Source organism: Pseudomonas fakonensis, assembly GCF_019139895.1.
In the GTDB taxonomy this organism is placed as follows: domain Bacteria; phylum Pseudomonadota; class Gammaproteobacteria; order Pseudomonadales; family Pseudomonadaceae; genus Aquipseudomonas; species Aquipseudomonas fakonensis.
This window is the reverse complement of record NZ_CP077076.1, coordinates 1,659,087-1,680,375: the sequence shown is the minus strand read 5'-3', so window position 1 is coordinate 1,680,375 and position 21,289 is coordinate 1,659,087. Positions and strand designations below refer to the sequence as shown.

The 21,289-nt window shown below is 63.7% G+C and carries 10 protein-coding genes and 5 tRNA genes; 5 read left to right on the top strand and 10 right to left on the bottom strand.

Annotated features, from left to right (window positions below):
- Positions 1-21: 21 nt before the first annotated feature.
- Genes KSS94_RS07625 through KSS94_RS07615 form a run of 3 tightly spaced genes read right to left on the bottom strand, consistent with a single transcriptional unit; the run spans position 22 to position 7,074 of the window.
- Complete coding sequence (locus tag KSS94_RS07625) at positions 22-2,871, bottom strand: hypothetical protein (protein WP_217842406.1); 2,850 nt, start codon at positions 2,869-2,871, stop codon at positions 22-24.
- A complete protein-coding gene (locus tag KSS94_RS07620; RefSeq protein WP_217842405.1) occupies positions 2,868-5,246 on the bottom strand; it encodes an Ig-like domain-containing protein in 2,379 nt (792 codons plus the stop codon). The genes KSS94_RS07625 and KSS94_RS07620 overlap by 4 nt, the downstream gene beginning before the upstream one ends.
- Positions 5,247-5,304: 58 nt before the next feature.
- Positions 5,305-7,074, bottom strand: a complete 1,770-nt coding sequence (locus tag KSS94_RS07615) for a hypothetical protein (protein ID WP_217842404.1) — start codon at positions 7,072-7,074, stop codon at positions 5,305-5,307.
- 351 nt (positions 7,075-7,425) lie between these two features.
- Between KSS94_RS07615 and KSS94_RS07610 the strand changes: the two genes are divergently transcribed.
- The 4 genes from KSS94_RS07610 to KSS94_RS07595 all read left to right on the top strand — a co-directional run bounded on the left by KSS94_RS07610 (position 7,426) and on the right by KSS94_RS07595 (position 17,792).
- The gene (locus tag KSS94_RS07610; protein ID WP_217842403.1) at positions 7,426-8,715 is read left to right on the top strand and encodes a hypothetical protein; all 1,290 of its coding nucleotides are present in this window, start codon (positions 7,426-7,428) and stop codon (positions 8,713-8,715) included.
- Between the two features lie 24 nt (positions 8,716-8,739).
- Positions 8,740-13,953 carry an RHS repeat-associated core domain-containing protein gene (locus tag KSS94_RS07605; RefSeq protein ID WP_217842402.1) on the top strand — a complete coding sequence of 1,738 codons (5,214 nt, stop codon included), beginning with the start codon at positions 8,740-8,742 and terminating at the stop codon, positions 13,951-13,953.
- A 216-nt stretch (positions 13,954-14,169) separates the two neighbouring features.
- Positions 14,170-16,686 (top strand): fimbria/pilus outer membrane usher protein, encoded by a 2,517-nt coding sequence (locus tag KSS94_RS07600; RefSeq protein ID WP_217842401.1) that lies wholly within the window; start codon positions 14,170-14,172, stop codon positions 16,684-16,686.
- Between the two features lie 44 nt (positions 16,687-16,730).
- Complete coding sequence (locus KSS94_RS07595; RefSeq protein ID WP_217842400.1) at positions 16,731-17,792, top strand: fimbrial protein; 1,062 nt, start codon at positions 16,731-16,733, stop codon at positions 17,790-17,792.
- Between the two features lie 102 nt (positions 17,793-17,894).
- Here the strand turns inward: KSS94_RS07595 and KSS94_RS07590 are convergent.
- From KSS94_RS07590 to KSS94_RS07570, 5 genes are all read right to left on the bottom strand, one after another.
- Positions 17,895-17,970 (bottom strand) — tRNA-Gly (locus KSS94_RS07590).
- Positions 17,971-18,053: 83 nt separating this feature from the next.
- A tRNA-Gly gene (locus KSS94_RS07585) sits at positions 18,054-18,129 on the bottom strand.
- A 6-nt stretch (positions 18,130-18,135) separates the two neighbouring features.
- Positions 18,136-18,211: transfer RNA gene (locus KSS94_RS07580), tRNA-Glu, on the bottom strand.
- Between the two features lie 93 nt (positions 18,212-18,304).
- Positions 18,305-18,380 (bottom strand) — tRNA-Gly (locus KSS94_RS07575).
- 4 nt (positions 18,381-18,384) lie between these two features.
- Positions 18,385-18,460 (bottom strand) — tRNA-Glu (locus KSS94_RS07570).
- A gap of 423 nt (positions 18,461-18,883) precedes the next feature.
- Here KSS94_RS07570 and KSS94_RS07565 point away from each other — a divergent pair.
- Complete coding sequence (locus KSS94_RS07565; protein ID WP_217842399.1) at positions 18,884-19,651, top strand: hypothetical protein; 768 nt, start codon at positions 18,884-18,886, stop codon at positions 19,649-19,651.
- Positions 19,652-19,796: 145 nt separating this feature from the next.
- On the opposite strand, the gene KSS94_RS07560 is transcribed toward KSS94_RS07565, so the two are convergent.
- Together KSS94_RS07560 and KSS94_RS07555 are read right to left on the bottom strand one after the other, a co-directional pair.
- A complete protein-coding gene (locus KSS94_RS07560; RefSeq protein WP_217842398.1) occupies positions 19,797-20,279 on the bottom strand; it encodes a GAF domain-containing protein in 483 nt (160 codons plus the stop codon).
- Positions 20,280-21,167, bottom strand: a complete 888-nt coding sequence (locus KSS94_RS07555; protein ID WP_217842397.1) for an ATP-binding protein — start codon at positions 21,165-21,167, stop codon at positions 20,280-20,282.
- Between the last annotated feature and the right edge of the window lie 122 nt (positions 21,168-21,289).

Genomic DNA, 21,289 nt, shown 5'->3' with positions numbered 1-21,289 from the left:
CAGCTTGGTTCAGCGGCGTGGTTACTGTTTGCCGAGGAAGAAGGTGTTGCGCCCGTCTCGCCCGCTGCCGGAATAGGAGACCTGAAGGTCGTGCCGGTTGCCCTCCGCGTCGAGCAGGCGGAACCTGAACACCTGCCTCAGGTACGTGCGCTGGGCCTCCTCCTCGTCGCTCAGGTCGTCCAGGTCGAGCGGCTGCTCGAAACGTTGGCGAAAGTCGCTGACGCGGTTCAGGCTCAGCAGCAGCTCATTCTCGGCGGGCAGGCGGCCCTGATCGACCTCCTGCAGCTTCAGTCCGCGTTTGCCGGCCATACGTTCCAGCGCCCCGTCGTAGATCATGCCGATCTCCCCCTCCGGCCCCCGTTTGCCGTACATGAAGCCGCTGTAGCTGCACATCAGGTCCTCGTACTCATCGGAGGTCCAGCGCATGGTCGACTTGTTGTCCAGCGCCTCGATATCGATCGCCACGAACGGCATACGCTCTCGCGGGGTGGCGACATGGGTGAGCTTCCAGTAGTCGACCGTGAGGGTCATGTAGTTGAACCGGTCGCCGCCCACCACAGCGCCCTCCTGCACAACCCGCTTTTCCTGCTCGTCCCAGGGATAATCCCTGGAGGCATCGTAGGTGGGCAGGGGCTGGCCCTGCAGCCTCACCCGGCCCTTGTCCGTGCTCACCACCTCGGAGTTGAAGTAGCGGCCGCCGAGCCCCGCCTGCTTGAAAATGGCATGCACCACGATGGTTTCCGTGGTGGTGCTTTGCAGGTAGTAGCGCCACAGCCGTTGCCCAGGCAGGGCCCGGCGCGGCCCAGGTATGCCTGCCGGGCCCTGCTGCATCCTGAGCAGCTCGTTGCGATTGCGGTTCATGAACCAGGTGCCGGGCTCGCCCGCAGGCGGTGGTTCGAGACCGACGTCCACCACCTTCAGTTCGGTGCCACTGGCGCTGTAGAACTTGAGCGTCAGCAGCTCGTCGTCACTGATCGGCGGTTTTTCAGAACCTTCCTGGTCGGTCTGGATATCCACCTCGACCTCAATCTGCTGCAGGCCATTGGCAAAGCACTGCGGCGCACTGAGCGCCGTGACATAGAAATGACTCAGCCTGTTCCAGCTCGCCAGTTGCGCCGTGTGCGCATGATTGGCCCGCCCATGTTCGATGATGGCGTAGCCTGCGACCACATCGTAGATCACCAGCCTGACCACGCTGGCGGTGGACTGCGGGGTTGCTGCGGGTGTGTACAGCCCCTGCGGCGTGATGTCACCCTCACCGTACAGCTGCCAGACAAAGTCATCCTGCTGCAGGTGGTCCGGCACGCTCACCCCGGCATCGGCCAGCTGCTTTCGCCAATTTTCGGGGAGGCCGAACTGGACCGGTGCCATGACATTCTCGCGCGCCACGAAGGCTGGCACGATGCTCACAGCGCTGGCCCGGTTGACGATGATCACGCAAGCCTCGACGCTGTACTCGCCCCCGTTGTCGTGGTAGCGGGCGCGCACACGCTGACGCTGGATCGGGGCCGCCTGGCCGGCGGGCTGATCCGGAGTGAAGGTCGCCCGATTGCCATTCACCTGCAACTGCCCCAGCTGTTCCCCTTCCAGGCTCCAGGTGATGGCGCTGGCGCCGGCCACCACGAACTCGATCGGCGGGTTGCCCAGCGACCAATTGGCGGTGCGGGGGGCGATGTCCAGCGGTTGCTCATGCTCCACCACCAGCGCCGAGGCGCTGAGGCGTTCGGCATCCCCCTCGAAGTGGCCGCTCACCAGCACCACCTGGGTCGCCTTTACGAACTGCTGCTCGGGTCGCGCCTGGTACAGCCCCGCCGCCATGCTGCCCGTGGCCTGCGGGCGGAACAGGTTGCGTGCGCTCCACTCGATGCGGCCGCTGCCACCGGCCAGGGCGAACTGCTGCCGCTCGCCAGCCCCCAGGTTGACAATCGCCGGCTTGAGCTCACGGGTGAGTGGCCCTGGCTGCAACACACCGAAACTCAACTGCTCGGCCGTATCACCCAGGCGGATTTCACTCTGGTTGCCCAGGGTCAACGATCGCAGCACCTGCGCAGGCGTGCCCAACGACAACGCTTCAAGGTCCTTCTGCACCAGCAGCGCCACCTCGGCCTTGTCATCCTCAGGCAACAGGTACGGATAGTCGGCCGCTGGCAGGGTGCCGGGCTCCCAGTCCACCCCCAGTTGCATGAACAGCACCACGGCACCGTCGCCTTCGCGGCCCGGCTCGCCCGCCCGGGGCGCCGGTTGGGTGATCAGCGCCACCGCCTTTGCGCTCAGTGGCCGATAATCACGCAGGTCGAAGGTGCAAAGGCGCAGCAGCCGCCGCTCCTCGGGCTGCTCCGCCAGCCATTGCTGCAGGCGCCGGCCGAGCTGGGTACGCTCGTAGCTGGTGTCCCCCAGGTTGCAGGTAAAATCCGTGGCCTGCCCCAGGTCGAGCAGCACATGCCGCTGGCGAGACTCCGGGTCGGTATGCACGGCCAGCCGGCAACGGGCTTGCAGGGTGTAGCCCATGGCCTCGCGCAGGCCCAAGGTACGATGAAGCCGCTGCGGTTCACCCGGCAGTTGCAACAGGTAGCGATAGTCCCCGGCCAGCAGTGGCATGCGCACGGTGACCAAGCGGTCGGTGGCGACGGCGTTTTCGAACGACACCTGTGGCGCACCGATCACCAGGCCCTCGATCTGCATCAGTTGAGAGGCGCCTTCATTGACGGAGAACGTACCCGCGAAGGGCTCCAGGTAGGTCAGGCTGCCCAGTGCCTCGAGGAAGCCATCCTGCAACGAGGCATTCAGCGCCTTGCGGCCAATTGCCAGTGCGGCGCCCCAGCCGTGCAGCAGTTGCTCATTGCTCAGCCCGGTTTTCGAATTGAGGTTCATGGCTGGCTCTCCAGGGAAGGTAGCAAGGTAGCCAAAGGCAGGGGGACGATCACGTAGTTCCACAGGGCAATCGGAACGCCCTGGACCTCGTAGAACGCCGCGACCACGACGTAGTGGTCGTTGCCCGTGGCGGAGTAGGTGTACAGACCCGAATCATTCAATTGCCCCAGGCCACTGACCTTGTGCCACTTGGTCGAAGCCTCGGGCACCCGCGACTCCTCACCATTGTCATCGGTGACCCAGAACTCGAACTGCAGGCCGTTGCCGACCGCGCTGTACTTGAAGAAGTAGTTAGCGATGGGTGCTGACGAAAGCAGCATCTCGCAGACGGTTGCTGCACCAGTACCCAGCGAGACCTCGACCCTGTCGACACGCAGTACCTTTTCCAACTGGCCGGTGCCGCCTGGGGGGAAAGCCGTCGGCCCGAAATAGCGCCGCGCCTCCTGCACATTGGGGTCATCGGCTTCGGCCAGCCGGCCACCGGCATTGCCGGTGATCTTCCAGGTCATTGCGGCGCCGTTGGTGGACGCCGCCCAAACCAGGTAGCCCTCGTCATTTTCAACACTCAGGTTGACCACATTGACCCGCGGGAACACCGAAACCGGTGCCGCCACCAGGTGCACCAGCGCCTTGCCGGTCCAGCTGCCGTCGGTGGCGGTGACGATCACGCGCTTGAAAGTGTGATTGAAGCTCTCAGCTGAGGGAGCCGTATACAAACCGCTATCATCGATTGTTCCTACCCGTTCAGGGTCGCTGCCTCGCGCTCTATCGCTATCTTGCGGATCAGTCACCGACCAGCGGATGTTAAAACCTTGAGCAAGAAACTGATGCGACCGCTCGGCAGCGATGTTGACTTCCGTTGGAGATATCTGGGGGCCTTGTGACTGTAGATGACCCAGGATGGTCAAATCACCGGGCAATGAAATGTATTCAGGCACCACGACTGATTCATCGCGGAACAGCAGACCATTCAAGCGGAATGCATCAATCTTCTGATTGACCCCCTCGAACTTTTCCGCCAAGAAAACCAATCTATCAAGACACGAATCAACGAAATAATCTCCGATATTTCTATAAAATTCATCCTCGCACTTTTTATCATCATCAGTCACCTTTTTAATTGACGCACCCGCATCCAACACCCGTTGAATCGATTCAATTTTTAATACCGGAGCACCGCTAACTTCATCTTCCCCCAACAAAGCTCTGAAGTCGTAAACCATGCTCCAATTCGCAGAAAAATCTGCTGCGTAGACCCATGGCCCCTCGTCGGGATTATCCCTGAAGTGTGAGGTTTTACCCCAAAGAGTACTGGACTCACCGCTCCATTCCAGCCTCACCGCCCCGTCTACGAGGCTTAGCTTTATCCCAGAAAAAGGTAAATAGGTTCCCCTGCAGTAAAACGAAAAACCCCAAATATCTCCTCTATCCACCTCCGGAACGCTTATGCCTCCGCCCTCGCAGACGAACCTGTGAAACTCGCCAACAACCTCTTGCCTAAAAGTCCCCCCCCACTGTGCAAATAGTTGCTTGATTCGTTCCACGACCATACGAGTTACATATTGTTGATATGAGATTAGCAAATTACTCGAATACGTAGCCGGCAACAGATAGGGTATGTGCTCATCATAGCTAGGCAACGTGCCTTGGCGATTATCCAGCCCCACCATCACCAACACCTCGCCGTCGCCGAAGTCATCGGCATCACGCCGGGTCGCCCCTGGCGCCGGGCGGGTGAGCACCACGAACTTGCCCGGCTGCAAGGCATCGCCGGGGTTCTGGCGCAATTCGCTGAGTTCGAACTTCTTCTGCTTATCGCTCCACTTGGCGATCTCCTGCTTGAGGTGCTCGCCCAGCTTGACCGCCTCGAACCGGGTGTCCACCCCCGTCAGTTGGAAATCCGTCGCACCGTTACCCGCCAGGTCGAGCTCGACCTGACCTGCCGAGCCCACGCTGCCCGGCGCATTGCGCAAGTTGATGGTCATGGTCAGCTGCGGACCCACCAGGCCATCGGCGATGCCCAGACGCTTGACCTCCTCGCGCGTGGTGCCCTGGGGGCGCGTGGTCTCGATGGTTCGCCCGCCCACGGTGCGCATCAGGCAACGCGCACGGGACTCGGTGATGACCGCGTTCTCGAACGACAACCGCGGCTTGTCCAGCTGCAAACCGAGCAAGTGGTGGGTCACACCAGGCGCCGGGCTGATGGGGCTGTCCACCGGCGGGAACAGCGACGCGGCGCCGAAGCGGGAAATATAATCTTGCAGCAACAGGTAGTTGGTCTTGTTGCGGTCAAAAGCCAACACCACATCCCAGCCTAGCGTCTGGGGCTTTTTCGCCATTTCCTCGAGAAAGTCATCCAGCGATTGTCGCTTCATATCGTCTGTCCTCTGGTTATGCGTCGGTACGCCTGCGCACACCGACAAAAAATGCAGGTCATGGCCTGATTCGAATGAATGCTTCAGGAACTGGGAAGGTGCTCTGGCCGCCATCGAAGCTGATGCGCGCGTGCAGGGTTGCGCTGCTGTCAAGGGCAAGGCCCTTCACCTCTTGCAGCGGCCAACGGGCAACGACCATCTGCTCGGCCAGCTCATTGGCAGCGACCGGCACCGCATCGCGCAGGGTCTTCTCGTAGGTACCGCCTGCCGCCAGCACGCCGGTCACCCAGATCGTCACCGGGTTGCCTTGCGCCATGTACGGCCAGGCGCGGAGCACCAGGTGCGGGTCCTCGGTCAGTTGCCCCAGCCACAGGTCGTTGTTGGACTCGGCTTCATGGCAGACCACGCTCAGGTAGCCGTCGCGGGGCACCGGATGGATGCGCAGCTCCACCTTCGGGGACTCCTCCTCGCCCTTGTCGGTTTTGCGGGTGTAGGACACAGGAAAGCGCTTGGCCGCAGCGCTGTCGCTCTGCTCCATGTTGGCGGCGATGAATTCGGCAGGCACCCTGAAGGTCAAGGGCTGGAGTGGATCGTCCGGCGCATGCACGGTGGTGCGACCGCCTTGCGGATCGCCCAGCCAGTTGACCCAGAGCGTGTCACCGGCCTGCACCATGCCATCTGGCACGGTGACCAGCGCACCGTCACGAAAATCGCTGGCCGAGCCGACAATGCGGTTGGCAGCACCATCGCTGGCGGTCTTGGCCACCGTTGGCGCAACGAGTTTGCCGCGGGCGCGCTCGACCTTGAACGCCAGGGGCGCCGAGCTCAATGCCCAGCCCTTGCGGGCGATCTGCAGGAACACCTCGACGTCATCACCCACACTGGCGTCCAATGCCTTGACGTCGAGGTGAAACTGCATCAGGCCGCCCGGCAGGCTGCTGGCATCCAGGCGCAGGGCCAAAATGTGGCGGTTGTCTGCACGGGTACCGACCCAGTGGCACAGCACCAGGTCCCCGGCCATGGCCTGGGCAGGGCAACGCGTCTGTACGGTCAGCCCGCTGGCGAAGAACGCCGGGTCCAGCACATCGCTACCATCAAAGCCGACGATGTCGAGCTCCGGCAACAGCGGCTCGCCGGCCGGCATGGTGCGCACCAGGAATGACTGTTCCGGCGCCAGCAACGGCGTGCCTGGCTGGTCTTTGAGCTCGACCTCGTAGTGCAGTTGGGCGCTACCGTCGACCAGGTCGCGCCAGTCGCTGCGACGCGCCGTGCAGACCAGCACCTGACCCAGGTCTTCGGCCCTGGGTGAGCAGTCATAGGCGATTTCGCCGATCGGTGTACCGTCCTGCTCCTGGCCATTGAGCAACACGGTCACCCTGTCGCCCACCTGCATCGCCTGGTAGGGCGGGATATACAGGGTGGCAGCCGCGCTGATGGCGCTGAAGTCGATGACCCGGTCGTGGGACTGCAGCACCTGCACCACGGCCAGGCGCTCTTGCACAACCGGCCGGTTGCGCAGGCCCACATAGCAGAACAGGCGCACCGACTCGCTCGGCACGTCGCCATTGATCTGGTAGGAGTAGAACGCCCAACCGCCCTCGGCATCCACCAGCAGCTTGTTCTTGATGTTCACCCGCATGCCCTTGATCGGGTCGGGATTGAACACCGAGGTGGCGGCCAGGGTGTCGTCGATCGGCTCACCCTGGGCGTCGGCCCCTCGCCAGACCACCGTGATCACATCGCCATCCTGGATGGCCGGGTAATTGACGTAGGTTTCAAGGTCCGCGCCGTTCAGGGCGGCCACATCGATTTCAGCGTCTGCGGTCAAGGCGGGAATATGGGGTAACGGATGACGCAATACGTTATCGGCGACGGATGAGGATCCGCCCGGATCCAGTGTCGAATTCATACTTGGCACTCCACGGGTTTTGCACTTTTTTACGCCGTGGTCCATGCGCCGCCAACTGACAGAATTAACAGGTCATGCGCCAACGCCCATCCCATCAAGGCCCAGCGCAAACAGCAGTGGCCGACCTGATAGTTTTACCAGGTGACGCGATTCACCGTGAAAGTTACAGTGCCCGGTTAATTCCCTGCGAGCCGAATGACGGAACTAGCATTTCTGTCAGGTGTGCAGTGTTTTCAGTGCCCTTATCCTCCAGCCATGACGCACTCGACCATGACCGAGCCACTGCAGGGTGGCCCAGTTCAATGGTTTGACCCCGTGCGATTGGCAGCAAACTCTGCACCTGGAGGAAACAACATGTTATTTAATCCCGATATTGAATCATCCCCCCGTCGGCCTTGGCGCTTCTTGGCCATTGCCCTGGCCGGGGCATTGGCCAGTGGCGGCCTACTGGCCGCCGAGGCACCCGTAAACAATAACGCGCAAATTACCCTTTATGGCCTGAAAGGCGATGTCAATGACGCCGAGAATGTTAACCGTGTCAGTTGCACAATCGAAGTACCTCCGCCGGGCGCCGGCCGCTCAATCGATGTGCAACTGAACAACCCCGGTTCCAACTGCTATGAGCTTCGGGTGGAATACATTGCCATGCACAACATGCCCGCGGCCACGCAGGTATTACTGACCGACGACTACTTTTGCGGTACCGAGTTGGGCACTGAGTATGACGACAGGCGCGACCCGTCGACCAACCAGAACTTCTGGGTCAAGCTCCGTACCACGGCGAATGGCGCCACACTGGTGAAAGAAAGTATCAGTGCACTCAAAGCCAAAGGCTTTCTCACCAATGTGCCTGAAACCGGTGGAAACCCGAGTAATGACGTCATCCTGGAAGACTACAGGCTCAACGGCGAAGGCGCGCGCATGACCTACACGCTGTCCTGTATCCGAATTACCAGTTCCACCAACAAGCAAACCCAACGTGGCGATTATGTTTCGGTTCCCGCTGTTGGCTGGCACCACGACGTGAAAGAAAGCGAAAGCAAGGACTGGACCTGTCCTGCCAATCAGGTGATCACGGCGCGCAAGCATGACGGCGACGAAAACGCCACGACCCACTACAAATGCGCCTCGATCGAAGGGCTGCAAACGGAGACGTCTGGCTGGTCGAGGAGTTTTCCTGAGTGCGGCTTCGAAACAGACCGAAAGCCCGACAACGGCGAGTACCCCACCTGTACCGATAAAGGGTACGACAACGCAGACATGGAATACCTGTATTTCAGTTGCCCCGCCAACGAAGTGATGGTGGGGCGCAGCCACAAGGGCGACGAAAACGCCGCCACGAGCTACCAATGTGCCGCGCTGTACAAGGGCCAGCCTGGTAGCAACAACCGCGTAAGCGTATGGCCAGAGACCTGGAGCAAACCGCAGAAGGAAAGCGAAAGCGAGCATGTCTGCCCGATGGACCAGGTCATGGTGGGCCGGGCCCACAAAGGCGATGAGAACAACGAAACCCGCTACTTGTGCGCCAAATTGCGCCAACCCGTTGCATCCCCCATCTGATCGACGGCAAAGGAACCCTTCATCATGATCACCTCTGCGACCACCCATTCCAATGCGTTCAACTTCCTGGGCTTCATGCAAGGCCAGGTCGACCCGCGCACCGGCCAGTACACCCTGGGCATCGAACTGCCGAAAATCACCGGCAACGACCTGATCGGCCCGACCCTGCCCCTGCGCCTGGGTTTCAGCCCGCTCAACCCCGACGACAGTGGCTTCGGCATCGGCTGGAGCCTGAACCTCTCGCAGTACGCCCTGGACACCAGCACGCTGTCGCTGATCACCGGCGAGACCTTTCACGTGACCAGCGACACCGCCAAGCCCGCCAGGATCAAAGAGCAAAAGCTGGTGAGCTTCGAATTCTACAAGGACGATGAAAACAACTACCGTGTGGTACACCGCTCGGGCCTGATCGAGCACCTGCGCGTGTATGTCAGCAACGGCTTGCGGGTGGCCCTGCCGCACCGTGTGTATGCGCAATCCGGGCACTGGGTCGAACTGAGCTACACCCGGCCTGAGCATTTCAACCAGTACTGCCTGGACAGTATCGAGGATGCCACCGGCAAGCGTCTGCTGTGGGTGGAATACCCGAACCTGAACCAGTACAAGGTGCACCTGCACCCCGATGACGGTGCCGACGGCAACGCGCTCAGCACCTACACCGTCAAGCTCGCCGGCCGCCAGGTGCGCGAGGTGGAGCTACCCGAAGGCCTGGGCAACTGGCAATTCGAGTACCTGAGCGACCCTTCGACCCAGCACACGACCTGCCTGAGCCGCGTCAGCACGCCAAGCGGCAGCGTCGAGACCCTCGCCTACGACCCCGACGGCCACCGGCTGCCCGACGGTGCCCCCCAGGCCGCGCTGCCCCGGGTCAAGAGCCATGGGATCGACCCCGGCTTCAATCAGCCGAAAATGATCACCGAGTATGACTACTCGCCCGAGAACTTCATGGGTGCCAACAGCGGCATGCCCTGGACCCCGGGTGAAGACACCCTCTACAAGGTGCCGAACAGCGCCAACTACTTCTACCACAGCACCCAGAGCCAGGCACTGGATGGCAAGGTGGTGCGCAAGGTGTTCAGCCTGTTCAACCGCTATCACCTGCTGATGCTGCAGCGTACCGAACAGCTCGGCCCGGTGGCCCAGGTGGAGGGCGCACAGGCAGCGGAGCCGGTCGAGGACTGGCACATCCAGGAAAGCGAGACCGTCTACCACGAAGACCCGAAACTGGGGTTCACCCAGCAACCGGCCAAGTACCAGATGGCCAAATACGCCATCGAGCGCTGGCGCCTGAAAGGCGACAGCAACAAGCTGCGCCAGCAGGTGACCTATACCGACTATGACGAGCATGGCAACCAGGTGCTGGAGATCCAGCCCAACGGTGTCTACACGGTCAGCGAGCTCTACCCCAGTGAAGGCGAGGCCAACAACGACGCCAAGCACACCGGCTGCCCGGCCGACCCCCAGGGCTTCATGCGCAACGTCAAGCGGCGTACGGTCTACCCCGCTCAGGCTGCACCGTGCACGCCGCCTGCGGACATGCCCCAGACCGTTCCCTCATTGCGCGACGTCGAGGCGGGGGCCGCCGTATTGTCCACAGTTTACCGTTACCGGCTGTTCGGGATGCTCGAAGACGAGACCCGCCCGGCCAAGGTGACCGGGCAATACCTGGTGATCGACAGCGAGCTACTGGAGCAGCAAGCCCCAGGCCAGGCCGCGACCCCCCTGCAACTGACCGAGCACGGTTTCCTGAGCCGTCCGCAAACGCCCGCCTTGCACGGCCGCCAGGACCACGAGCAACAAACCCTGTACAACCCGCAAATAGGAGGCCTGCTGGCCAGCGAGAACCGCCATACCCAGTGGCACTACCCGAACGCCACCCGCAAGCAGCGCAGCGCCCCGCTGCAGGTCAAGACCACCGTCACCTGCAAGGGCCTGCAAAAAAACCTGGTCAACCTGCATTCGAGCCTGACAGGCGATGTGTTGCGCCAGCAAGACGTACACGGCAACTTCACGGCCTTCGAATACGACGCCCTGCAACGGGTGACCAAGCAGACCCTGGCCGAGGGCACGCCGAACGCCGCCGTACACACCTTCGCCTACCAACTGGCCAACACTGCCGGGCAACCGGCAACCGTCACCACCACCAACGCCAAGGGCGTAGTGACCCGCGCCTGCTACGACGGCGCCAACCGTCTGATCGAGCAATGGCGCAAGACCGAAGGCCACCCAGAGCAGCAGGTGTACCGCGCCCGCTACGACGCACTGGGGCGCCTGGCCGAGGAAACCACCTTCGACCACGCCAGCCAGTTTGCCAAAGGCCAACTGGCGCTGACCACCCGTTACGAGCAAGGCGCCTGGGAAGAAACCAGCAAGACCTGGCTGCCAGATGGCACCTGCCAGCACAACGCCTACTCGCCATTCGGTGAGTTCGGCGACCTCAACGCCAGTTGGCTGACCTCGGCCCGGCAGCCGACCCTGCGCCAGCAGCACAGCGTGACCCTGAGCGATATCAACGACAATACCGTGCGGCTGGAGCGCTTCGACAGCGACGGCAAGCGGGCCGACCGCCAGGATTACTACCACGACGGCCTGGGCCAGTGCCGGCGCGAGGAGCGACGTGCCTTTGTGCCTGCGCGCAAGTACGGCCAGCAGCGCCAGCACGAGGCCACGCTGGAACAGGGCAAGGCGCTGAGCCCCGAGCCTGCACAAGAAGTGCTGCGCACCCTGCGCTACACCTACGACAGCTACGGCCGCATGCTGCAGACCGAGCGCCCCGACAAATCGCTGCTGCGTCGCACCTTCGCCCCCCACAGCCGCAACGAGCTGGTCGAGGGCCTGTTCGTGCACAAGCCTGCGGCGCAGCAGGGCACGCAGGTCTGCACACGAGCGTTCGATGGCCTGGAGCGCATGACACGGCTCGCCGGCCCGCGCGAGGAAACCTACGAGTACCTGGGCGAACAGGTGCTGATGAACAAGCGCAGCACCGCCGGCAAGCGCGAGTTCGAGTACACCTACGACACCGGTCTTTCTGCCCAGCCCACGACGATCACCGTCAAGGGCCAACCGCAAAGCACCTACCAGTACGACAGCAAGAGCGCCGCGATCACCCTTGCACAAAGTGAAACCGGAACCCGCCGCTACCAGTACACCGACCAGGGCTACCTGCGCAACGAAACCTGGGAAGACACCGCCAGCGGCGACCGCTACGTATGTGAGCATGCCACCTCGCTGCAAGGCCGGCCGCTGTCGCGCGACGACAGCGACCAGCAGCAGACCCGCCATGGCTACGACGAACAGGGCCGCCTGAGCTGGACCGTCCAGGACAAGCTGCGCGCCGACTTCACCTACGACGACAACGGCAGGCTGTGGCGCACCGTGACCCGCGACCTCGACAGCCAGCACGCCATCGTCTGCGAGCAGCTGTACGACAGCCTGGGCCGCGAAATCACTCGCCGCCTGACCCGCCAGGATGGCCAGGCCGAAAGCGCCGAGCAGACCATCACCCAGGTGTGGCGCGACGACAACCTGCTGCACCGGCGCAGCCTGGCCCGCAACGGCCAGCTGCAGCTAGAGGAAACCTTCACCTACGACCTGCGCAACCGCCTCGAAAGCTACCTGTGCGAAGGTGAACCCGACGCCCTGCCGAGCAATGCCAAGGGGCGCGCCATCGAGGAACAGGCCTTCACCTTCGATGACCTGGACAACCTGGTCGAATGCAAAACCTGGTTCGCCGACGGTACCCGCGACACCGCCACCTACACCTGCGACGGCCTGCGCCTGATCAAGGTGCAGCACAGTCACGACGACTACCAGCCGAAAACCGTCGATTTCAGCTATGACGACGATGGCAACATGCTCAACGACGAAGCCGGCAACCGCCTGGTCTACGATGCCCATGGCCGCCTGCAGCAGGTGCTCGATGCCGGCGGCCAGCCGCTGTTCAGCTACCGCTACGATGGCCATGACCACCTGGTGGGGGTACGCCAGGGCAGCGCAAACGAGGTGCTGCGCCGCTACCAGAACGAACGCCTGCACAGCACCGTGGAAGATAAGCAGCTCACCCAGTACTTCTACGACGGTGAACGGCCACTGGGCCTGCAGCAGCAAGGCGATGCCGACGCCACCCGCCTGCTGCTGACCAACATGAGCAACAGCGTGCTGGCCGAAAGCAGCCGCGACAGCCTGACCGAGGCCCGCTACAGCGCCTACGGTGGCCGCGACCAGTCCGGCCAGGCCGCCGAACTCAAGGGCCTGCTGGCGTTCAACGGCGAGGCCCGCGAGCGGGCGCTGGGCTGGTACCTGCTGGGCCGTGGCTACCGTGCCTACAACCCCGAGTTGATGCGCTTCCACAGCCCGGACGCGATGCCCCAGGAAACCGCCGGCATCAACCCCTACTTGTATTGCCTGGGCGATCCGGTGAACTGGCGAGACCCGAGCGGGCACCTGTCAACGTCGCAAACGCCGCCGGAAACCGGGAATAAAAAAACCAGGAAGCCCAGCAAGACCGGTATGTGGATCACGCTGGGGATCTCGATCGCGGCGGCGGTGCTGTCCATCGGCACGTTCGGGGTCGGCGCGGTCGGGGCCGTTGGCGCCGCGGGCTCATTTGCCGCGCTGTCGGTCGCCACCAAGGTGTGGGTGGCAGTTGGTGTGGCCGGCTCGTTGCTGCAGGTAGCCGGTACCGCGACCCAGATCGTATCGGTGCTGGAAGACGATCCGGAAAAAGCCAATACGCTCTGGGCGGTAGGCGGGGCGCTCAGCTTCCTGGGCACCATCATGACGGGGTTTGCGGCATCGCAGATGTTTTCCGCGAAGGCAGCGTTTACGGCGGCGGCGACGAAAGCGGCTGCAGATACGGCGGCGACAGGAGTTGCAAAAGCGACCGACGCTAGGATCACCGCATTGGAACAACGTGCGGCTGTGCCGGGGCCGAAAGGAGACAAAGGTGACCCTGGTCCGCGAGGGCCTCAGGGAGAGAGGGGGCCACGTGGGAACCGGGGCCGCGACGGAGCACCAGGCGAGCCCGGACCAGCCGCCCAAGTGATAACGAGCGCAGAGCAAGCTGATAGCCGTATCTCTGATCTTGCCGTTGCGCAGGTCATGGCTCCGCCTGCACCGGCAAACGCCCCTACAGCAGAAGCAGGAGGCTGGTTGAGTACGCCTTCCGGTGGCTCGGTATTCGTGAAAACCAAGGACCCCGCTGAAACCGCTATTATGTCATCAACCATGCTGCGTTGATCGTTGCCGAGTGAGCCGCCCCCAGACAGGAGGCGGCTCACTCCGCTGACTTAGTCAGCGAATTCGTCAGATCACGCCTACATACCCTCCCCTCGCACCTCTCTAACCTCCCCTCCATACCGGCCCGCCAGGGCCTGGGCACAAGCCAACAAATCAGTGGCCGGCACACCACCCTGCGACACCCGCCAGGCCACCCTACCTATCCGAGACCCTCCCATGCGTCACGCCAACCGGCGTCGGCTCCCGCCGTCACGCCTTCGTTTTGCCCCGCTGCTGGCCTTGGGCGGCAGCTGCCTGCTGCCCGTCGGTCAGCCTGCCCAGGCCGACGAGCCTGAACTGAAGTTCCATGCCGGCTTCATGCGCCAGGCCCCTGGCCAGGCGCCGGGCGATGCCGAGCTTGCCTTGCAGGCGCTCGCCGCGCACCTGCCACTGGCCGCCGGGCGCTACCCGGTGCAGGTGCGGGTGAACCTGGCCCACAGTGGCGAACACCACCTGGACTTCCACGCACAAGGCCCCGGGCAGGGCCTTGCGCCGTGCCTGAGCCCGGCCCTGCTGGCCGAGCTGGGGCTGCGCCTGGAGCGCCTGCAAACCCCTGCCGAGCCCGACGCCCGCTGCCTGGACCTGGCTGCCCGCCTGCCCGGCGCCGAGGTGGTGTTCGACAGCGCCCGCCTGCAACTGGACATCGCCATCCCCCAGGCGGCGCTGCGCCGCGACGTGGCCGGCAGCGTCGCCCCCGAACGCTGGGACAGCGGCATCAATGCCGGCTTCATCAGCTACCAGGCCTCCGCCCAGCACAGCAGCCGCCGCGGCGGACCCAGCCACAACCAGCAGGACCTGTACCTGAACAGCGGCCTCAACCTCGGTGGCTGGCGCCTGCGCAGCAACCAGAGCCTGCGCCAGGACCCGCACGGCCAGCGCCACTGGGCGCGCAGCAACACCTACGCCCAGACCGACCTGCCCGGCACCTGGGGCACCCTGACCCTGGGCGAGACCTTCAGCAACGGCGAGGTGTTTCGCAGCCTGCCGTTCAAGGGCGTGCAGCTGGCCTCGGACCTGGGCATGCTGCCCGATGTGCTGCAAAGCTACGCCCCGGTGATCCGCGGCGTGGCCCAGAGCCGTGCCAAGCTCGAGGTGCTGCACAACGGCTACCCGATCTACAGCACCTTCGTTGCCGCCGGCCCCTACGAAATCGACGACCTGGGCGTGGGCGGCGGCAGTGGTGAGCTGGAGGTGGTGCTGACCGAGGCCGATGGCCAGGTACGGCGCTTCATCCAGCCCTATTCGAGCCTGGGCAGCCTGCTGCGCCAGGGGGTGTGGCGCTACACGGCGGCGCTGGGGCGCTACAACCCGGCCGGCGGCGTGGATGACCCCAAGCTGTGGCAAGCCACCCTGGCCCGCGGCATCGACTGGGGCACCACCCTGTATGGCGGGGTCCAGGGCAGTGACGACTATCGCGCCGGGCTGCTGGGCGTGGGCCGCGACTTCGGCCAGTACGGCGCCGTGTCGCTGGACGCCACCCAGGCCAGCAGCGACCTGGGCCAGGCCCTGGGCAGCGTCAGCGGGCAGAGCTACGCCGCCCGCTACGGCAAGGCCTTCGACACCCGCACCAACCTGCGCTTCGCCGGCTACCGCTACTCCACCGAGGGCTACCGCGATTTCGACGAAGCCGTGGCCCAGCGCAACGCCGACCGGCACTACGCCGGCAACCGCCGCAGCCGCCTGGAGGCCTCGGTGCACCAGCAGCTGGGCCTGCGCAGCTCGCTGAGCCTGACCCTGACCCAGGACGACTATTGGAACAACGCCCGCCAGCGTCGCCAGTACCAGTTCCAGTTCAATACCCAGCACCGCAACATCGGCTACAACCTGTTCGCCTCGCAGTCGCTCGGGCGCGACACCGCCCACGAGCGCATGGTCGGCCTGAGCGTGTCGATCCCGCTGGGGCTGGGCAACAGCTCCAGCGCCACCTTCGACCTGCAGCGCCAGGGCGGGCGCCACAACGAGCGCGCCAGCCTCAGCGGCAGCGACCTGGACAACCGCCTGGGCTATCGCGCTGCGATCAGCCGCGACGAACAGCAGCGCAGCAATGTTGAGCTGTCGGCCAGCTACCAGGCCGCACATGCCAACTACGGCGCAGGCATCAGCCAAAGCCGTGACCGGCACAACCTTTCGGTCAATGCCAGCGGCGCCGTGCTGGCCCATGCCGGCGGCATCACCCTGGCCCCCTACCTCGGCGAAACCAGCGCCCTGGTAGAGGTGCCGGCGGTCGCCGGCATCGGCCTGGAGAACGCCCCAGGCGCGCGCACCAACGCCAAAGGCTACGCCGTGGCGCCGCACCTGCGCCCGTACCGGGTCAATCAGCTCAACCTGCGCACCGAGCAGTTGGGGCCGGAAATCGAGCTGGATAACGGCACCCAGGCCGTGGTGCCGCGCCGCGGGGCCATCGTCAAGGCCACCTTCGCCGCCCGCCAGGTCACCCGCCTGATCCTCACCCTGCAGCACGGCGATGGCCAGCCGCTGCCGTTCGGCACCCAGGTCAGCGATGCCCAGGGCAACACCCTGGCCATCGTCGGCCAGGGCGGCCAGGCGCTGATTGCCACCGGCCCCGAACCCCAGACCCTGAGCCTGCGCTGGGGCAAACAGGGCCAGCAGCACTGCGTGCTGCCGATCGACCCCGGGCAGATGCAGCAGCGCCAGGGCTACCACCTGCAGACACTCGCCTGCCCCACCACCTGAACCCGAGCGCGCCAGCCATGGCGCCTCGCTATGCGGACTTGTCCATGCCCACCCTCAAACGCCTGTACACAGCCATCAGCCTGCTGACCCTGGCCGGCACTGCCCATGCCATCCCCGAATGCACCTGGGATACCACCCCCGGCCCGCTGCGCTACAACATCGATCTCGGGGAAACCTGGGTCGCCCGCGACGCCCCGGTCGGCAGCATGATCGGTACCATTCGCACCCTGCCGGCCACCGAACTGCAAGGGCGCGGCATCCGTTGCGACAACGACGGCAGCGCCACCCTCAGCTTCCAGGCGTCCGCTAGCGCGCCCCTGCACCCCAACCCACTGCCACCGGTCAACGGCTGGGACGTCAATGGCAAGGTCATCGAAACCGGCATTCCCGGCGTTGGCCTGTATGTCCGCCTGGGCTTCCCCTTCACCGGCGGCGCCAGCAACGCCTTCACACCGGTGGATGACGTGGGCATTCCCTATCAGGGCGAGCACAGCCGCGATGCCGGCGCCACCCCCATCGAAATCAGGACGCTGTTCGCCAGTTACACGCTGATCAAGACCGGGACGATTCCTCCGGGGCCGCAAAGCTTCGGCAAACAGATTGCCCACAGCCAGATCAGCAACCTGGGCAGCGCCCTGGACATCCATGTCAGTGGCGGGGTGCACCAGGCGCAATGCACGCTGAAGGCCGATGCCGTCAGCGCCGACCCGGTGCAACTGGGCAGCCACGATCTGGCCGACTTCAGCGGTGTCGGCAGCACCACGCAGGCCACCGACTTCCACATCACCCTGAGCGACTGCGAGGACAACCCGGCCGGCAGCATCGCCCGCGCCTTCATACGCCTGGAAGGCGCGCGCGGCTCGGTGCCCTTGCTGCCCGGCATCGGCGTATTCGGCCTGAGCAGCAACTCCAGCGCCAGCGGTATCGCCATTCAACTGCTGCGCAGCGACAACAGCCCGATGCCGCTGCAGCAGGACGAGCCGGTTACCCCGTTGGTGATCGGCATCACCCGCCTGGACTTCAAGGCGCGCTACTACCAGATGGACCCTAGGATCACCCCTGGGCTGGCCGAAGGCGCGCTGGATTTCACCATCAGCTATCGCTGAATGCACAAAAGCCCCGGGCGCCAGCGGCGCACGGGGCTTTCAGGAGAATTTTCGAAACGACAAGCACAAAAAAAGAGACTTTCGTCTCTTTGTTTGTTTATTTGGAGCGGGAAACGAGACTCGAACTCGCGACCCCGACCTTGGCAAGGTCGTGCTCTACCAACTGAGCTATTCCCGCAAAGTGAAGCTTTACTGCTTGGGTGTGAACCGCCTTGAGGGCTTTCACCACCGACGCATCGCCAGAAGCGCTGCGTTTTGAACTGGAGCGGGAAACGAGACTCGAACTCGCGACCCCGACCTTGGCAAGGTCGTGCTCTACCAACTGAGCTATTCCCGCAATATATGGCGTCCCCTAGGGGACTCGAACCCCTGTTACCGCCGTGAAAGGGCGGTGTCCTAGGCCACTAGACGAAGGGGACTAAGCCTGCGCTTTGCAGCGCCGCCAGCACATGAACCTCACGATTCAGCCTGGGCTTTCTTTTCCTGCCCTGCCGAAGCAGTGCCGGAGAAACTGGAGCGGGAAACGAGACTCGAACTCGCGACCCCGACCTTGGCAAGGTCGTGCTCTACCAACTGAGCTATTCCCGCAATATGGCGTCCCCTAGGGGACTCGAACCCCTGTTACCGCCGTGAAAGGGCGGTGTCCTAGGCCACTAGACGAAGGGGACACGCTGCTCGCATTTGCATGCTTGCTTTCACTCCCTGCGGCGTTTGGCTGTGTGCTTTACGCTGCAAGTGGCGCGCATTCTAGGGATGCCTCGCCATAGCGTCAAGCCCTTTATCAAAATTTATTTAAATCAATGACTTCGGGGTGTATTGGCGCTCTGCACAAGGGGCGCCCGGGGTTTGACGTTGCTTTTCTGGCGGCAGGCCGGCAAGCTCATGGCAATGCGCCATAGCTGGAGAAATCCGGGCCTTGGCCGATAGCAATGTGTGTAGCGCCTGTGCCGGCCTCTTCGCGGGCAAGCCCGCTCCCACAGCGGCCGGTTTGGCTGTGCGGGCATCTGCCGGGCTGCACTGTTCGGGCCCCGGCGAACTCACTACACTCTCTATATACAGTTGCAACACTTCTTCATGATGAGGCGTTAACGGTGACACCACTTCTGATCACCCTGCTTATCGTTGCGGGTATCGCACTGCTGATCGTGATCGGCTACCTCAACAACGTGGTCGAAAACGGCAAGCTCGAGCGGGCACGCCTCAAGGTCGAGCTGGCCGACCGCCTGCGCCGCTGCGGCGAAATCAGCGAAACCTTCCCCGGCCAGTTCATGACCCCGGCGCTCAAGCTGCTGCTGACCCGCCTTGAGCTCAACCTCAACCAGCGCCAGCTGGCGCTGGACAAGCACAGCAGCGAACTGAAGGCGCGCATCGCCGAGCTCGAGGGCTTGATCGCCCAGGGCGACAAGATCCCGGTGAGCAACCCGCCCTCGCCCATCGTCACCGAGGTCAAGGCCAAGGATGTGCGCTTCTTGCTGGAGCTTTTGCACAACCAGATCGTACGCGCCACCCAGGAGAGCTTCCTGGCCACCAACGAAGGCAAGTACTGGGTCAAGGAAATCCGCCATATCCTGGTGCTGCTGCACATCGAGTTCTTCAACAACCTCGGCCAGCAGGCCCTGCAGCAGAACCAGCCCGGCCAGGCGCGCCTGGCCTTCGAACGCGGCGTGCAGTACCTGCGCAAGCAGCCCGAACCCAAACAGTACGAAGAGCAGCTCACCTACATGGAAAAACTGCTGGCCCGCTCCAATGCCCAGGTGCTGGACCAGATGGAGCCTGCCGAGAACGAGCAGAACGCGCTGACCGAAGGGTTGAAGACCGACGACGACGAAACCTGGAAAAAGCGCGTCATCTACGATTGATCCGAGGCCCCCTGTAGGAGCCGGCTTGCCGGCGATGGGGCCAGCAGCTACAGCATCGGTTGCAGGCCCGGCCTCATCGCCGGCAAGCCGGCTCCGACAAGGACCACGCTAATACAAGGGGCCATTCAATGGCCCCTTGTTCATTTCAGCAATCGCTCAATTGCAAAAAGATCGCCGCCAGGCGCTCCAGCCCCACCTGGTCCGCTTCACTGAAGCGCGCAAGCTTCGGGCTGTCCAGGTCGAGCACACCGATCAGCCGGCCATCTTTGACCAACGGAATCACCAGCTCGCTGTTGGACGCACTGTCACAGGCAATGTGCCCGGGGAAGGCATGTACGTCCTCGACCCGCTGGGTCTGCCGGGTGGCCGCCGCCGCGCCGCACACGCCCTTGCTGAACGGGATGCGCACACAGGCCACCTGGCCCTGGAACGGGCCGAGCACCAGCTCTTCGTTGCGATTCAGGTAAAAACCGGCCCAGTTCAGGTCGTCCACCTGGTGATAGAGAAACGCCGAAAACTGCGCGGCATTGGCGATGAAGTCGCGCTCGTCGGCAAACAGCGCCTGCACTTGCGCAGCCAGCAGGTCGTAGCCATCGAGGCCTTTGCCACTGGCGTTGAGGTCGATCATTTATTTCTGCTCCAGCAATTGCAGCCCGACCCAGTAGCGGGCGAACTGATAGGCACAACGGCCATTACGGTTGCCGCGGCCAGTGGCCCAGCGCACGGCGAGGATTTCGAGTTCTTCGGTACGCGCCCAGCGCAGCCCGGCCGGGCGCGCCAGCTGGCCGACCCAGTGCTCGACCACATCGAGGAAGTGCTCCTGGCTGAACGGGTAGAACGACAGCCACAGGCCAAAGCGGTCGGACAGGGCGATCTTGTCCTCCACCGCCTCGTTGGGGTGCAGCTCGCCGTCGACCATCTTCCAGTTTTCGTTGTCGCTTTGTTTCTCCGGCACCAGGTGGCGGCGGTTGGAGGTGGCGTACAGCAGCACGTTGTCTGGCGCCTGCTCAAGCGAGCCGTCGAGCACGCTCTTGAGCACCCGGTAGTCGCCCTCCCCGGCCTCGAACGACAGGTCGTCGCAGAACAGGATGAAGCGCTGTGGCAGCTTTTGCAGCTGCTCCACCACCCGCGGCAGGTCGGCCAGGTGGTCGCGCTCGATCTCGATCAGGCGCAGGCCCTCGCCTGCGTGCTCGGCCAACAGCGCACGCACCAGCGACGACTTGCCGGTGCCGCGCGAACCCCACAGCAAGGCGTGGTTGGCGGGCATGCCGCTGATGAACTGGTGGGTGTTGCGGCCCAGCTGCTCGCGCTGCTTGTCGACACCGATCAGGTCGGACAGGCGAATGTCCAGGCTCACTTCCAGCGGCAGCAGATAGCCACTGCGGCCATCGCGCTGCCAGCGCGCGGCCAGGGTGTGCGACCAGTCGATGTCTGGGCGTGGGGCGGGCAGCAAGGGTTCGAGGCGCGCAAGAACGGATTCGGCGCGGTCGAGAAAAGCGGCAAGGCGGGCGTCCATGGGGGCTCCAGGAGAATTCAGTAGTTTTGGGGCTGCTTTGCAGCCCATCGCCGGCAAGCCGGCTCCTACAGGGCTTGGGTTTTCCTGCAGGAGCCGGCTTGCCGGCGATGGGCCAAGCGAGC

Coding starts and splice junctions, on each gene's coding strand:
- KSS94_RS07625 (WP_217842406.1), bottom strand. CDS start 2,871: ATGAACCTCAATTCGAAAACCGGGCTGAGCAATGAGCAACTGCTGCAC.
- KSS94_RS07620 (WP_217842405.1), bottom strand. CDS start 5,246: ATGAAGCGACAATCGCTGGATGACTTTCTCGAGGAAATGGCGAAAAAG.
- KSS94_RS07610 (WP_217842403.1), top strand. CDS start 7,426: ATGACCGAGCCACTGCAGGGTGGCCCAGTTCAATGGTTTGACCCCGTG.
- KSS94_RS07605 (WP_217842402.1), top strand. CDS start 8,740: ATGATCACCTCTGCGACCACCCATTCCAATGCGTTCAACTTCCTGGGC.
- KSS94_RS07600 (WP_217842401.1), top strand. CDS start 14,170: ATGCGTCACGCCAACCGGCGTCGGCTCCCGCCGTCACGCCTTCGTTTT.
- KSS94_RS07595 (WP_217842400.1), top strand. CDS start 16,731: ATGCCCACCCTCAAACGCCTGTACACAGCCATCAGCCTGCTGACCCTG.
- KSS94_RS07560 (WP_217842398.1), bottom strand. CDS start 20,279: ATGATCGACCTCAACGCCAGTGGCAAAGGCCTCGATGGCTACGACCTG.
- KSS94_RS07555 (WP_217842397.1), bottom strand. CDS start 21,167: ATGGACGCCCGCCTTGCCGCTTTTCTCGACCGCGCCGAATCCGTTCTT.